Annotated in this window: 15 protein-coding genes; 9 read left to right on the forward strand and 6 right to left on the reverse strand. The window is 70.2% G+C overall.

Going from position 1 to position 13,116, the window contains the following annotated elements; translation table 11 throughout:
* Window positions 1-30: 30 nt before the first annotated feature.
* Both ACVKXF_RS03510 and ACVKXF_RS03515 read left to right on the forward strand, forming a co-directional pair.
* Window positions 31-1,002 (forward strand): carbohydrate ABC transporter permease, encoded by a 972-nt coding sequence (locus ACVKXF_RS03510; protein ID WP_123314120.1) that lies wholly within the window; start codon window positions 31-33, stop codon window positions 1,000-1,002.
* 1 nt (window position 1,003) lies between these two features.
* On the forward strand, window positions 1,004-1,918 hold the full coding sequence (locus ACVKXF_RS03515; RefSeq protein WP_123314121.1) for a carbohydrate ABC transporter permease: 915 nt from the start codon (window positions 1,004-1,006) through the stop codon (window positions 1,916-1,918).
* A gap of 200 nt (window positions 1,919-2,118) precedes the next feature.
* Here the strand turns inward: ACVKXF_RS03515 and ACVKXF_RS03520 are convergent, their stop codons facing one another.
* Window positions 2,119-2,958 carry a siderophore-interacting protein gene (locus ACVKXF_RS03520; RefSeq protein WP_123314122.1) on the reverse strand — a complete coding sequence of 280 codons (840 nt, stop codon included), beginning with the start codon at window positions 2,956-2,958 and terminating at the stop codon, window positions 2,119-2,121.
* Between the two features lie 28 nt (window positions 2,959-2,986).
* Here ACVKXF_RS03520 and ACVKXF_RS03525 point away from each other — a divergent pair, with 28 nt between their 5' ends.
* Genes ACVKXF_RS03525 through ACVKXF_RS03540 form a run of 4 tightly spaced genes read left to right on the forward strand, consistent with a single transcriptional unit; the run spans window position 2,987 to window position 7,060 of the window.
* Window positions 2,987-4,066, forward strand: coding sequence for a FecCD family ABC transporter permease (locus tag ACVKXF_RS03525; RefSeq protein WP_425340779.1), 1,080 nt, complete (start codon window positions 2,987-2,989; stop codon window positions 4,064-4,066).
* On the forward strand, window positions 4,063-5,139 hold the full coding sequence (locus ACVKXF_RS03530) for a FecCD family ABC transporter permease (protein WP_396289107.1): 1,077 nt from the start codon (window positions 4,063-4,065) through the stop codon (window positions 5,137-5,139). The genes ACVKXF_RS03525 and ACVKXF_RS03530 overlap by 4 nt, the downstream gene beginning before the upstream one ends.
* Complete coding sequence (locus ACVKXF_RS03535; RefSeq protein WP_456794840.1) at window positions 5,136-6,038, forward strand: ABC transporter ATP-binding protein; 903 nt, start codon at window positions 5,136-5,138, stop codon at window positions 6,036-6,038. Before ACVKXF_RS03530 ends, ACVKXF_RS03535 begins: the two co-directional genes overlap by 4 nt.
* Before the next feature lie 11 nt (window positions 6,039-6,049).
* The gene (locus ACVKXF_RS03540) at window positions 6,050-7,060 is read left to right on the forward strand and encodes an ABC transporter substrate-binding protein (RefSeq protein ID WP_456794841.1); all 1,011 of its coding nucleotides are present in this window, start codon (window positions 6,050-6,052) and stop codon (window positions 7,058-7,060) included.
* A gap of 98 nt (window positions 7,061-7,158) precedes the next feature.
* On the opposite strand, the gene ACVKXF_RS03545 is transcribed toward ACVKXF_RS03540, so the two are convergent.
* Together ACVKXF_RS03545 and ACVKXF_RS03550 are read right to left on the reverse strand one after the other, a co-directional pair.
* Window positions 7,159-9,213, reverse strand: a complete 2,055-nt coding sequence (locus ACVKXF_RS03545) for a transglycosylase domain-containing protein (RefSeq protein ID WP_456794842.1) — start codon at window positions 9,211-9,213, stop codon at window positions 7,159-7,161.
* A 148-nt stretch (window positions 9,214-9,361) separates the two neighbouring features.
* Entirely contained in the window at window positions 9,362-9,808 is a 447-nt protein-coding gene (locus ACVKXF_RS03550; protein ID WP_456794843.1) for an NUDIX hydrolase, read from the reverse strand.
* 42 nt (window positions 9,809-9,850) lie between these two features.
* Here ACVKXF_RS03550 and ACVKXF_RS03555 point away from each other — a divergent pair, with 42 nt between their 5' ends.
* On the forward strand, window positions 9,851-10,081 hold the full coding sequence (locus ACVKXF_RS03555; protein ID WP_456794844.1) for a hypothetical protein: 231 nt from the start codon (window positions 9,851-9,853) through the stop codon (window positions 10,079-10,081).
* Here the strand turns inward: ACVKXF_RS03555 and ACVKXF_RS03560 are convergent.
* The gene (locus ACVKXF_RS03560; RefSeq protein ID WP_456794845.1) at window positions 10,078-11,034 is read right to left on the reverse strand and encodes a phosphotransferase; all 957 of its coding nucleotides are present in this window, start codon (window positions 11,032-11,034) and stop codon (window positions 10,078-10,080) included. The two genes, ACVKXF_RS03555 and ACVKXF_RS03560, sit on opposite strands and share 4 nt — an antisense overlap.
* Window positions 11,035-11,096: 62 nt before the next feature.
* On the opposite strand from ACVKXF_RS03560, the gene ACVKXF_RS03565 reads away from it, so the two are divergent.
* Window positions 11,097-11,336, forward strand: coding sequence for a hypothetical protein (locus ACVKXF_RS03565; RefSeq protein ID WP_396289115.1), 240 nt, complete (start codon window positions 11,097-11,099; stop codon window positions 11,334-11,336).
* Between the two features lie 4 nt (window positions 11,337-11,340).
* Here the strand turns inward: ACVKXF_RS03565 and ACVKXF_RS03570 are convergent, their stop codons facing one another.
* Window positions 11,341-11,589, reverse strand: a complete 249-nt coding sequence (locus ACVKXF_RS03570; RefSeq protein ID WP_456794846.1) for a hypothetical protein — start codon at window positions 11,587-11,589, stop codon at window positions 11,341-11,343.
* Window positions 11,586-12,092: a MarR family winged helix-turn-helix transcriptional regulator gene (locus ACVKXF_RS03575; RefSeq protein ID WP_456794847.1), complete on the reverse strand. Its 507-nt coding sequence runs from the start codon at window positions 12,090-12,092 to the stop codon at window positions 11,586-11,588. The genes ACVKXF_RS03570 and ACVKXF_RS03575 overlap by 4 nt, the downstream gene beginning before the upstream one ends.
* A gap of 92 nt (window positions 12,093-12,184) precedes the next feature.
* On the opposite strand from ACVKXF_RS03575, the gene ACVKXF_RS03580 reads away from it, so the two are divergent.
* Window positions 12,185-13,114, forward strand: a complete 930-nt coding sequence (locus ACVKXF_RS03580; RefSeq protein ID WP_456794848.1) for an NADP-dependent oxidoreductase — start codon at window positions 12,185-12,187, stop codon at window positions 13,112-13,114.
* Window positions 13,115-13,116 lie beyond the last annotated feature (2 nt).

Raw genomic sequence — 13,116 nt, forward strand, 5'->3', positions numbered from 1 at the left:
CCGTGAACACCGCGCGAAAGGCACGATGACGTGACCACAGCACCTGTCCTCGACCGGGCGACCGACGCGACCACCGCGCCGCGTCCGCGCCGGAGCCGCACCTACGGCACGAGCCTCACCCGTGGCCAGGGCCGCAGCGGTTGGCTCTTCCTCGCCCCGTTCGGCCTGTTCTACGTGGCCTTCCTGCTCGGCCCGACGGTCTGGATGATCGTCTCGAGCTTCTTCAACACCTCGACCGTGCGCACCGGCCTCGGCAGCTTCGCCGGGTTCGCGAACTACGCGGAGATGCTCGGACGCTCCGACTTCTGGTCGTCGCTCTGGCACACCCTGCAGTTCACGCTCTACACGACGCCGCCTCTCGTCATCCTGGCGTTCGTCTTCGCCGTCCTGACGAACCGGATGAACCGCGGCCAGTGGTTCTTCCGACTGGCGTTCTTCCTGCCGTTCATCCTGCCGTCGGCGACCATCTCGCTGATCTGGGTGTTCATCTTCACGCCGGCGACCGGCCTGTGGGCCAGCATGCAGTCGGCCATCGGCCTCACCCCGGGCTCCGGCATGCTGTCCAGCCCGAACACGGCGATGATCGGTGTCGCGATCGCCACCGTGTGGTGGACCCTCGGCTTCAACTTCGTGCTCTACCTGGCCGGCCTGCAGGAGATCCCGCGCGAACTGTACGAAGCGGCCGCCGTCGACGGTGCGTCGAACTGGCAGCAGATCAAGTCGATCACGCTGCCGCTGCTCGGCCGCACCACGACGCTGGTCATCCTGCTGCAGATCATCGCGAGCCTGAAGATCTTCGACCAGGTGTACCTGATGACGAACGGCGGACCGGGCATCTCCACCCAGGTCTCGCTGCAGCTCATCACGGGCGTCGGCTTCACCGACAACCGACTCGGCGCCGCCTCGGCAGCGTCGGTGCTCCTGTTCATCGTGATCGTCGCGATCGCGGTCATCCGGCAGCTCGTCGAGCGCGCTGCCGCCAAGCGAGAGATCGGGGCCTGACATGACCGCCACCGAGAGCATCACCACCGGCCGCGCCAAGCTCCGCACCGGCGTCTCGGCCGCCGCGCCCGCGAACGCCGCCAAGATCGGCGTCTCCGGCAAGGGCTTCAACCTGGTCGCCGGCATCATCCTGATCGTCTTCGCGATCATCTGGCTCATCCCCAGCCTGTTCGCCCTGAAGACGTCGCTGTCCGACAACGGCGTCGCCGCCCTCGGCGCGAACTCGATCCTGTCGAACTGGAACCCGACGCTGCACTCCTACGCGGCACTGTTCCAGGCCGGCGACATCTGGAACTGGTACCTCGCCAGCGCCATCACGAGCGTCGTCACGGCCGTCCTGACCGTCATGTTCGCCTCGATGGCGGCGTTCGCGTTGTCCCGCCTGGTGTTCCGCGGTCGGAACATCGCGTTCCTGCTCATCATCCTCGGGATCATGATCCCGACGCAGGTCCTGATCATCCCGATCTTCCAGGAGCTCAACGCCGTCGGCCTGCTGAACACCTACTGGTCGGTCATCTTCCCGCAGGTGCCCGCCGTGATCGCGGTGTTCATCTTCAAGCAGTTCTTCGACGGGATCCCGAAGGAGCTGGAGGAAGCGGCACGCATCGACGGCGCCAACATCTGGAAGATCTACTGGTCGGTCATCCTGCCGCTGTCGCGTCCGGTGATCGCCGCGGTGACGATCCTGACGTTCGTCGGTGTCTGGAACAACCTGCTGCTGCCGCTGTTCGTGCTGTCGAACCCGGACCTCATGACGATCCCGGTCGGGCTCGCCACGGTCCAGGGCAGCTTCGGTCAGCGCTACGCGGACATCCAGGCCGGAGCGATCCTGGCGGCGTTGCCGCTGATCATCCTCTACCTGATCTTCCAGCGGCAGATCGTGGAGGGCGTGACGGGTTCCGGCCTCAAGGGCTGACGCCACCCCACGACGGACGGGAGGCCCGGTGCCAGCTGGCACCGGGCCTCCCGTCCGTCGGTCGGTCGCGTCTCGGGCGTGGGTCGCCTGCCGGGATCGGGCGTACCTGGCGGAAACGGGCGTACCCGGCGAGAAGTTCTGTGACGGTACGCCCGAAGGCACCAGGCATCGCAGGCGCCAGGGGAAGGAACGAGCGCCGCTCAGGCAGAGACGGACTCCTTGGCCTCGTGCTTCCAGAAGCCCGAGAACGTGATGCGTGACTTCGGCAGACCCGCACGGTGCAGGTGCCGGCGCCCTTCGGTCGCGAGGGTCGACTCGCCGACCACGAACGCGTAGCCCCGGTCGTCGACGGGGACGTGCCGCTGCAGCTCGGCGAGCGCGGCGCGACCCGGCACGGCGTGGTGGTCCACCTCGTCGCGGACGATCCACGTGACGGTCACCCCGCTGGGTGCGTCGATCTCGCGGACGTCCCCGGCGGTGGGGACCTCTTGGATGATGCGGCCGACGGTGTCCCGGGGCAGCGACGCGGCGATGCCGAGCACGCCGGGCAGGCCGGTCTCCTCGGCCGCGATGACGACCTCGCTGGTGTCGTCCGGGCAGTCGAAGATGCAGCCCTGGTCGAGCATCGCCAGCTGGTCACCCGGTCGGGCCGCACACGCCCAGATGGCGGCGCGGCCCTCGGGCTCGCCGTCGGCGTCGGTGTGCACGACGAAGTCGATGTCCATCTCGGCGGTGCCGTCGGGCATCGGGCGGAACGCGGCGACGGTGTAGTTCGCGCAGTGCGGGCGGACGTCCTCGGGGATGGCCAGGAACGTCGGCCACCACTTCTTGCCGTCCAGGTCCGGCATCCGGAACGCGTCCTGGTCCGGGCGCCCGGTGAACAGACGGAACCAGTGGTCGAAGCCCAGGAACGGGAACTCGTGCAGGTCGTCACCGGTGACGGTGACGCGGTGCATCGACGGCGTGGTGCGCTCGGTCCGCAGGACCCGGGCGCGGAAGAGCCGGGGATTCTCGGGCAGGAGCCGCGGAGTCTTCGCCATGAGGCAAGGCTAACCTAAGATGTTCTCCGTGCCAGCCCCCTCTCCCACTCTGGCTTCCGTCCCGGAGGCCCGCGTCCCCGATGCGACCACCGCCCTCGGCGTCCACCGCACCGCCGTCCGCCGCCGCGTCCTGGTGATCGCCGCACTGGTCGTCGTGCTGGTCCTGGTGGCGGTCGCGAGCATGCTCCTCGGCAGCAACCGGATCGGCGTCGACCGGGTGCTGGACGGCCTCTTGCGGACCGGGTCGACGACCGACGAGGCGATCGTCTGGGGCTCCCGGATCCCGCGCACGCTCATCGGTGCCGCCGTCGGTGCGGCCCTGGGGATCGCGGGGCTCCTGATGCAGGGGCACACCCGCAACCCGCTCGCCGACCCCGGACTGTTCGGGGTCTCGTCGGGTGCCGGGCTGGCCGTCGTCCTCGGCGTCTACGTGTTCGGCGTGACCAGCACCGGCGCGACGGTGTGGTTCGCCCTCGGCGGTGCGCTGGTCGCGAGCGTCGTGGTGTTCTCCGTGACCGTCGCGGGCAGCGGTACCGCCAGCCCGGTCCCGCTCGCCCTCGCCGGCGCCGCGGTCTCGGCCCTGCTGGGCGCGCTGACCTCGTTCGTCGTGCTGACCGACCAGGACTCGCTCGACGCGTACCGACTGTGGGTCGTCGGCTCCCTCGCCGCACGGCAGCTCGACGTCCTCGGCGCGGTGTGGCCGTTCCTGGTCGCCGGGCTGGTGCTCGCGGTCGTGAACGTCCGGGCCCTCGACGCACTCGGGCTCGGGTCGGACCTGGCGAAGGGCCTGGGCGAGAACGTGCTCGTCGCGCGGCTCGTCGGGCTCGGCGGCATCACCCTGCTCGCTGCCGGCGCGACCGCCGCCGCGGGCCCGATCGGCTTCGTCGGCCTGACCGTGCCGCACGTCGCCCGTGCACTCGTCGGGACCGGGCACCGGTGGACGCTGCCGGTGTCGGGACTCGTCGGCGCCGCGCTCGTCCTGCTCGCCGACGTCGTGGGGCGGCTCATCGGCGGGTTCTCGGAGGTCGAGGTGGGCATCGTCCTCGCCGTCATCGGCGGTCCGGTGTTCGTCGCCGTCGCCCGTCGCCGATCGCTGGTGTCCCTGTGACGGGCGCAGCGGTCCGTGCGCCCGGCCGCGCCGGCGTCCGCATCGGACCGATCGGCCTCGCCTGGCGCCCACGGGTGTTCTGGTACACGGTCGCGTCACTCGGCGCCGTCCTGGTGCTCGTCGTCCTCGGCGTCGCGATCGGCTCCACCTGGATCGCCCCGGGCATCGTCGTCCGCTCCCTGGTCGGGCTCGAGACTGGCCCGGACGCCTTCATCATCACCACACTCAGACTGCCGCGCGTCCTCACCGGGGCACTCGTCGGTCTCACGCTCGGCATCGCAGGGGCGCTGACCCAGACCTTCACCCGGAACCCCCTGGGCACCCCGGACATCATCGGCGTGACGTCGGGGGCGAGCGTCGGCGCCGTGGCGGCCATCGTGCTCGGCGGTGGCACGTACTCGGTGTCCTCGCTCGTGCTCAGCGGCGGGATCCCGGTGGCCGCGACGATCGGTGCGTTGATCGCCGCCGCCGTCGTGTACGGGCTCGGCTGGCGCGGTGGGGTGCAGAGCTACCGGCTCATCCTGGTCGGCATCGGCGTCAGCGCCACCCTCGACGCGGTGACGAGCTACCTGCTCGTCCGCGCCAAGATCACCCTCGCCACCGCCGCGTCGCAGTGGCTCGTCGGCAGTCTGTCGAGCACCTCGTGGTCGAGCGTCTGGCCGCTGCTCATCGTCGCCGCGGTCGCGGTGCCGATCGCCCTGGCGACGAGCGCGGCGCTCGGCATCGGACAGCTCGGTGACGAGGTCGCCACCGGGGTGGGGCTCGCCGTGCAGCGGCACCGCCTGCTCGTGATCGCGCTGGCCGTCGTGCTCACCGCGGCTGCCGTCGCCGCTGCGGGACCGGTCGGCTTCGTGGCGTTCGTGGTCCCGCAGGTGGGGCTCCGGCTGGCCGGGACGAACCGCCCGCCCCTGCTGCTCGCCGGACTGCTCGGCGCCGCACTCGTCCTCGCCGCGGACCTGCTGTCGCGCGCCGCGTTCCCGTGGCAGGTGCCCGTCGGCATCATCACGACCGTGATCGGCGCCCCGTACCTGATCTGGCTCCTCATCCGTCACCGCAAGGAGATGTCCCGATGACTCCCCCGTCCAGCACGACGCCGTCCAGCACGACGCCGTCCACCAAGCCGCTGTCCACCCCGGTCCTCGAGGCCCGCGGCCTGTCCGTCGGCTACGACCGGCACCCGGTGCTGACCGACCTGGACCTGCGGGTCGAGCGGGGCACCGTGACGACGTTCCTCGGCGCGAACGGCTGCGGCAAGTCGACCCTGCTCAAGGCCTTCGGTCGGGTGCTGAAGCCGCAGTCCGGCGAGGTCCTGCTCGACGGCGCCCCGATCCGCAAGGAGCCGAACCGCCAGGTCGCCCGGAAGCTCGCGATCCTGCCGCAGTCCCCCGTCGCACCCGCCGGCACGAGCGTGCTCGACCTGGTGATGCGCGGGCGCAACCCGCACCAGTCCTGGGCGAAGCCGTGGACCGCGGACGACGCCGACGTGGCCGAGCAGGCCATCGCGGCGACCGGACTGACCGACGTCGCGCACCGCGACGTCGCGAGCCTGTCGGGCGGGCAGCGCCAGCGTGCGTGGATCGCCCTGGTGGTCGCGCAGCAGGCCGACACGCTGCTGCTCGACGAGCCGACGACCTACCTGGACCTCGCACACCAGCTCGAGGTCCTGCGCCTGGTGCGCCGACTCAACCGCGAGCAGGGCTCCACCATCGTGATGGTCCTGCACGACCTGTCGCTCGCGGCCCGGTTCTCCGACCGGCTCGTCGTCCTGCACGACGGCGGCGTCGCCGCCGACGGCGCACCGCACGAGGTGCTGACCCCCGCGTTGCTCGAGCGCGCCTTCGGGCTGCACGCGCGCGTGTTCCCGGACCCCGTGACCGGCGCCCCGATGATCGTGCCCGAGGCCGACGAGCACGACCCGTCGCTGCACCGTGAACGCGACACCGTGCTGGCGGGCGCAACAGACTTAGGTTAGCCTCTCCTAACGTGAAGCTCTCCCGACGCGGCTCCCTCCGAGCCACCCTCCTGACCTCCGTGGCCGTCTCGGCCCTCCTCCTCGCCGGCTGCTCGAGCACCGACTCGAACGACTCCGACGGTGACACCTCGGCGTCGAAGGCCTGGTCCTACGAGGACGCCACCGGCACGACCGTCAAGGTCGACCACACGCCGAAGCGCGTCGTCGTGCTGAACGACATCGCGATCTCGTTCATCGAGTACGGCCTGAAGCCGGTCGGCACCTTCGGCCAGCTGACCATGGCGAAGGACGCCCGCTTCGACGACCTGGACACCGACGGCATCACGCAGCTCGGCACCGGGTACGGCGACATCGACCTCGAGAAGCTCGCCGCGCTGAAGCCCGACCTGGTCGTGACCTCGGTGTACCCGACCGACGAGAAGGGCACGCTCGACGACACGCAGCCCGGCTACGGCTTCAAGGACAACGAGCAGGAGAAGCAGATCGAGGCCATCGCGCCGGTCGTCCAGGTCAAGTGGGGCGGCAAGGGCGAGGACGTCATCGAGAAGATCGCCGACCTGAGCGAGTCCCTCGGTGCCGAGGAGTCGACGATCGAGGCCGCCGAGAAGCGCTTCGACACCGCCGGCGACGAGCTCGAGAAGGTCGCGAAGGAGCAGGACCTTTCGGTCGTCTCCATGTACGCCGACGGTGACGGCGCCTACGTCACCCGCCCGACCGACGAGCCGCTGCTGCAGATGTACTCGTCGTTCGGGGTCGACTTCGTGAACCCGAAGCCGAAGGGCTTCTACTGGGGCATCTACTCGTGGGAGAACGCGGGCCAGATCAAGGCCGACGTCCTGCTGCTGTCGCAGCAGGGCTACCAGGTCGCGGACCTCGAGAAGCAGCCGACCTTCGCCGACAACGCGGCACTCGAGGCCGGCCAGGTGCACAGCTTCACCTTCCCCGCGCTCGACTACGCCTCGCAGGCCGGCTACATGACGGAACTCGCGGGCTGGCTCGAGGACAGCAAGAAGCTGTCCTAGGACGCAACCAACGATCAGACGGGAGGCCCGTTGCCAGCTGGCAACGGGCCTCCCGTCCGTTCTGTGGTGCGTCTCGGGCACGTGACCCGCTGCTGTCGTCAGCCCACCGGCAAGGCGGCGTTCACCGCGGTCTGCGCATCGCGCCAGACCGCTGCGCGGGACCCCGCGTAGGTGCCGCCCTGACCGTTCGAGTAGTACCGCAGGTTGTGCTTCCCGCCGTCGGTGTTGCCCTGCCAGTACGCGGTCACCGCGCGCGAGCTCCCGCCGACCAACCACACCTGGTCGGCGGCGTCGGCCGTACCGGTCTTGCCGAACAGCGTGGTGCCGTCCGGGGTCTGGCCGCCGCTCGCCGTGCCGCCCCGGAACGCGCCCTGCATGACCTCGAACGCGGTCGCCGCGGTCTGCGGCGAGACCGCCTGCGAGCAGGTGCGCGGCTGCCCGCCGAGCTCCGTACCGTCCGGTGCGGTGACCTGGTCGATGACGACCGGCGCGCAGTACCGACCGCCGTTCGCGACGCCCGCGTACGCCGCCGCCATCGTCAGCGGCGCGATGCTCTCGGTGCCGAGCAGCGACGCGGGGTTCCACGGCAGCTCGCCGCCGGCGGCAAGGTGCACACCGAGGCGCTTCGCGACGTCGCGGATGTCGCACAGGTCGAGCTGCGCCGCCATCGACTGGTAGGCAGCGTTCACGGACTGGGCCGTGGCCGAGCGGACCGAGTACGGCCCCTTCTGGCCGGGCGAGTCGTTCTTCGGCTGCCAGAAGGCCGTCGTCTGCTCGCCGCACGCCGTCCACGTGCTCTGCGGGTGCGGCGTACCGTTCACGACCGTGTCCGGGCTGCGGCCGGCCTCGAGCCACGCCAGCAGCGTGAACATCTTGTACGTCGAGCCGGTCTGGAAGCCCGTCGAATCTCCGTCGGCCTGGTCGACTGCGTAGTTCAGCGACGTCGCCGTCGGTGGCGCCTGCTCCGACCGGTCGTAGTCGGTGTTCTGCGCCATCGTGAGCACCCGGCCGGTGCCCGCCTCGACGGTGTTCAGCGTCGCGCCCAGCGCGAGACGAGTCTCGGTCTTCGGGTCGTACCGGTCGAGCAGTTCCTTCTGCTTCGCGTTCAGGTCGAGGTCGAGCGTCGTCTGGATGCGGTACCCACCCGTCCGCCAAGCATCGGCGCGCTGCTGCTTCGTCGCGCCGAGCTGCGGCAGACGTGCGGCGATGCGCTTGGCGTAGTCGCAGAAGAACTCCGCCCCGGTCTCGACGGCCTCGCACCCCTGCTGCGGCGCGGTGATCCGGACGTAGTCGGCCAGCCGCGACAACCGTGCCGTGCGGTACTCGTCGGTCGTCAGGTGCCCCTGCTCGTGCATCGAGCGGAGGATCACGTTCCGCCGCGCGGCGTTGTCGCGGTAGTGGTCCGGCGTGGACAGGTCGCGGCGCTCCGGCCACTGCACGATCGCGATGAGCGATGCCGCCTCGGCCGGGGTCAGGTCGGTGGCGGACTTGCCGTAGTAGTGCTGCGCGGCCGACTGCACGCCGTAGGTCTGGTCGCCGAAGTACGCGATGTTCAGGTACGCCGTCAGGATCTGCTCCTTGGTGTACTTCTTCGCCAGGCCGATCGCGAGCTTCATCTCGGCGAGCTTCCGCTGGGGCGACCGCTTCGTCGCCTCCTTGTAGCCGGCCTTCTGCTCTTCGAGCGTCGGCAGCTCGCTCGCCCGCTGGATCTTGATGTTGCGCACGAGCTGCATCGTGAGCGTCGAGCCACCCGATCCGCCCTCGCCCTGCGACGCGGCAACACTCACCAGGGAGCGGACCATCGACGTCGCATCCACACCACCGGTCTCGTAGAACCGCTTGTCCTCGCCGTCGACCGCAGCGTGCTTCAGCTGGTCGCTGATCTGGTCGAACGACAGCTCCTGCCGGTCTTGCGCCCACACGTTCGCCAGGTGCACCGGTTCGCCACCGCGGTACGCCCAGACCTGGTTGCGCTGCGGCAGGTCCCCGATCTCGATGTGCTCCGGCAGCGACTCGAACACCCCGATCGCCGACGTCGTGCTCACCCCGGCGACCGCGATCATCGGCGTCACGCCCACACCGACCATCAACCCGGCGAGCACACTGCCGCCCACGAAGCCGAGCGCGGCTCCCCCTGCACGTCTCATCGTCATCGCTCTGGATCCCCCGTGGTGCATCACCGCACCGATCTGGTGCCGTCGTTCGGGAGCGTCCCAGCCGATCTCGGGCGGTCGCCGGGACTTCGCCGCGGAACACCGCCGTGTCCGCTGGGAAAGCGCCCGTCGTGACGGGATCGTGACGTCAGCGGGTCGAGTGGTCACCTTGCGTCGCCGGGACGGTGCCTGCGAGCAGTTCGAGCACGCCGTCCGGGAACACCGGGACGTCCGTGTCGACGGGCGCCCAGCGCACCGGGCTGCCCTCGTCCAGCACCACGAGTTCAGCGTCGAGCGGCACCGCGTCCAGGTCGGCCAACCGGACGGCGAACACGTGGACGTACTCGTGTCCGGGCTGCCCCTCGTACTCGAACAGGTTCTCGAGGACACCGAGCAGCCGGACCTCGTCAAGGGCGACGTCGAGCTCCTCGCGGAACTCCCGGCGGAGCACCTGGACCGCGGTCTCGCCAAACTCGATGCCGCCGCCGACTGCACGGTGGAACCGGAGGTCCCGCACTCCGTCGAACGACTCGGACAGCAGCACGTGGCCGTCCTTGACCGGCAGCCCGACCGCGATGTTCCGGATGCTCCCCATCACGCCACTCTGCCACCGGTGCGGGTTCGGTAGGTTCGGACGATGCACCACATCCGCTCGATCGTCACCCTCGCGATCGTCTTCCTCGGTCTGGGCTTCCTGCTCACCGCCGGTGGTTCCATCTGGACGATCCTCACCCCGGACGGCACCGGCGTGAACTTCGCCGCGGGGTTCATGTACATGGGCGGCATGGTCGTCGGCATCGCCGGGATCGCACTCGGGGTCGCCGCGCTCGTGATCGTCGCCCGGGCGGCGAAGCGCAGCGTCCGCTAGCCGGCGAGCGCCTCGGCAGCAGCACCCCAGCCTGTGGGGTCATCCCCCGACGGGACGAACAGCATCGTGTTCCAGAGCACCAGGACGTCCCACCACGCGAGTTCGTCCGTAGTGAGCGCGCTCACCGAGCGGTAGCCGTCGAGCAGCTGCCAGTGGACCGCCTCGGGGACCGGCCCCCAGTCGTGGAAGAGCGTCCCGAGCAGGACGGCCGAGCGTGCCAGCTCGAGGATGCGGTGGTCGAGCCGCAGGTCCTCGAAGTCGATGACGGCGACGACGTCCGAGTCGGCGCACAAGACGTTCGCCGCCCGGTAGTCGCCGTGCACGATCTGGACCGGCAAGCCGTCGGGGGGCGCGGTCTCGAGCCGGCGTCGAAGCGCCCGCCGGACATGCTCCGGCAAGTGCATCGGCGCAGCCTCGAGCCAGCCCTCGACCTGCTGCACGAGTGGGATCGGCGGCGGGCGCACACCGGCTGCGGGCGCCCGATCGGGGCTGTCGCGCAGGGCGTCGTGGAAGCGGGCCAGCGTCGCGCCGGCTGCGTGGACTTGTGCCGGATCGCGGACGTCCAGCAGTGTTCCGCTGATGACGTGCTGGAGCCCCATCGAGACCCCGTCGTCCTCGACCTGCACCCGTCCGTCGAGCGTCCGCACCGGGGCGGAAACGGGCAGGCCGCGATCCGCGAGCCACGTCGTGAGGTCCGCCGCGAACGCCAAGCGCTCGAACCCCTCCGGTGCGATCGACCACTTCAGGAGCATCCGGTCGCCAGCGGTCGAGACCCAGGCGAGTGCGTTGTGGTCGCTCATCACAATGCGCTCGCACATGACGACGCCCATGCCCCACCACCGCTCGAGCGTCCGGATGACCCAGTCCTCGGCAGCGGCGACGTCCGTGAACCCGAAGCGGCTCCGCAGCACCTGGGCGGGATCGGCACGTTCCCAGAGCATCTCGAGGGTCATCGCTCCACCCTCGCAGGTCGCGCTACCATCCGGTACCGGTCCACGCACGGAAGCGAGTCGCCATGACCTCCCAGAGCACGAGGGTCCTGCACGTGATGTGCACGGTGTTCCTGTTGGGCGCCTTCCTGTCGGTCGGGATCGGTGGGTGGTCGCTCGCGAACGACACCGGGGGCGGTGCGAACATCGGCGGCGGCATCCTGATGCTGTTCGGCTACCTGCTCGGTCTGATCGGGATCGCGCTCGGGCTCGCCACACTCGTCGTCGGCACCGTGGTGCGGCGACGGTCACGCACGCGCAGCTGACGCCTCAGCGGCGGCGGGCCCTGCGCCGCAGAACGCCCACCCATCCGGCGACCACGAAGCAGCCGAGCGCGAGCACGTACGAGACGAGCAGGTCGGCCCACGCGCGCGGGTTGATCGATCCGTCGAGCAACCGCTCCTGGCGCTGGAACGACGACGGGAACAGCCAGTACGACGTCGCGTAGACGGTCAGCGCCAGCCCCACGACGACCGAGCCGACGATGATCCACCGAGCGCCGCGCGCTCCGACGGTCATGCGGACGCCCCCTTCGCGGATCGTCGCGACGCCGACCGCGGTGGGTTCGCTCGCAGGTGTTCGCTGATGCGTCCGAGGATCCGGGCGAGGTCGCTCGCGTCGTCGTCCGTGATCGGTGCGAACAGGAGTCCGTGCACGGTGCCGATGTGACCGGGGAACACGTCGGCAAGGACTTCACGCCCCGCGTCGGTGATGGCGACGACGGTGCTGCGTTCGTCGTCGGGCGATGGCGACCTGGTGACGAGGCCGCGCTGTTCGAGCAGTTGTGCCTGGTAGGTGAGACCGCTGCGGCTGTAGACGACGCCGTCAGCCAGGTCCGTCATGCGCAGGTGCCCCTCCGGAGCATCCCCCAACCGCGCCAGGAGCTGGAACTGCACGTAGCTCAACCCGCCGACGTCGCGGAGCTGCTTCTCGACCGCGGGGCGCAGGAGCGCACTCACCTCGGTCAGCGCGAAGTAGGCGCCGATCTGTGTCGGGGTCAGTGCGGTGGGGGTGTCGCTCATGCAGCCATCCTACCTGTTGCTTCGAGTTCGAAGCAGTGTTAGCGTCCCGAGCAAGCGCTTCGAATTCGAAGCAACTACGAGAGGGCATCACCATGAAGGCAGTGCAGTTCCACGAAATCGGCGGACCTGAGGTCCTCGAGTACGGCGAGGTCGAGCAGCCGACCCCTGCAGCGGGTCAGGTGCGACTGCGCGTCGCGGCGTCCGCGTACAACGCCGCAGACAACGGCATGCGAGCCGGCTTCCTGCCGATCCCGATCCAGCTGCCCCACGTCCCCGGCTACGACGTCTCCGGCACGGTCGACGCGATCGGCGACGGCGTGACCGGTCTGACCGTGGGCGACGCGGTCATCGCGTTCCTGCCGATGGAGCGCGACGGCGGCGCAGCCGAGTACGTGGTCGCACCCGCCGAGGCCGTCGTGGCAGCACCCACGAGCATCCCACTGGCCGACGCTGCCGCACTGCCGTCCGTCGCGCTGACCGCATGGCAGGCCCTGTTCGATGACGGCCGGCTCACCGCCGGGCAGCGTCTGCTCGTCGTGGGTGCCGGCGGGGTCGTCGGCAAGTACGCCGTCCAGCTCGCCAAGCGCGCCGGAGCACACGTCGTCGCGACCGCCAGCCCCCGCAGCGCCGATGCCGTGCGCGCGGCCGGTGCCGACCAGGTCATCGACCACACCGACACCGACGTGCTCGACGCCCTCGACGGTCAGGTCGACGTGCTGCTCAACCTGGCGCCGATCGATCCCGAGCAGTTCGCGGCTGACGTCGCAGCGGTCCGTGACGGCGGAGTCGTCGTGAGCACGACGGCGTTCATGGCCACCCCGGGCGACGAGTCCCGAGGCGTTCGTGCAGCGACCGTGTTCGTCCTGCCGAACCGAGAACGCCTGACGGAGCTCGTCGCGCTGGTGGACGACGGCGCTCTGACCGTCGAGGTCACGCGACGCATCCCGCTCGCCGAGCTGCCCGCACTGCACGCCGAGGGCGCGGCCGGTCGGATCGCCGGCAAGGTCATCGTCCTGCCCTGACC

The sequence above is a fragment of the Curtobacterium sp. PvP017 genome, from assembly GCF_054060195.1.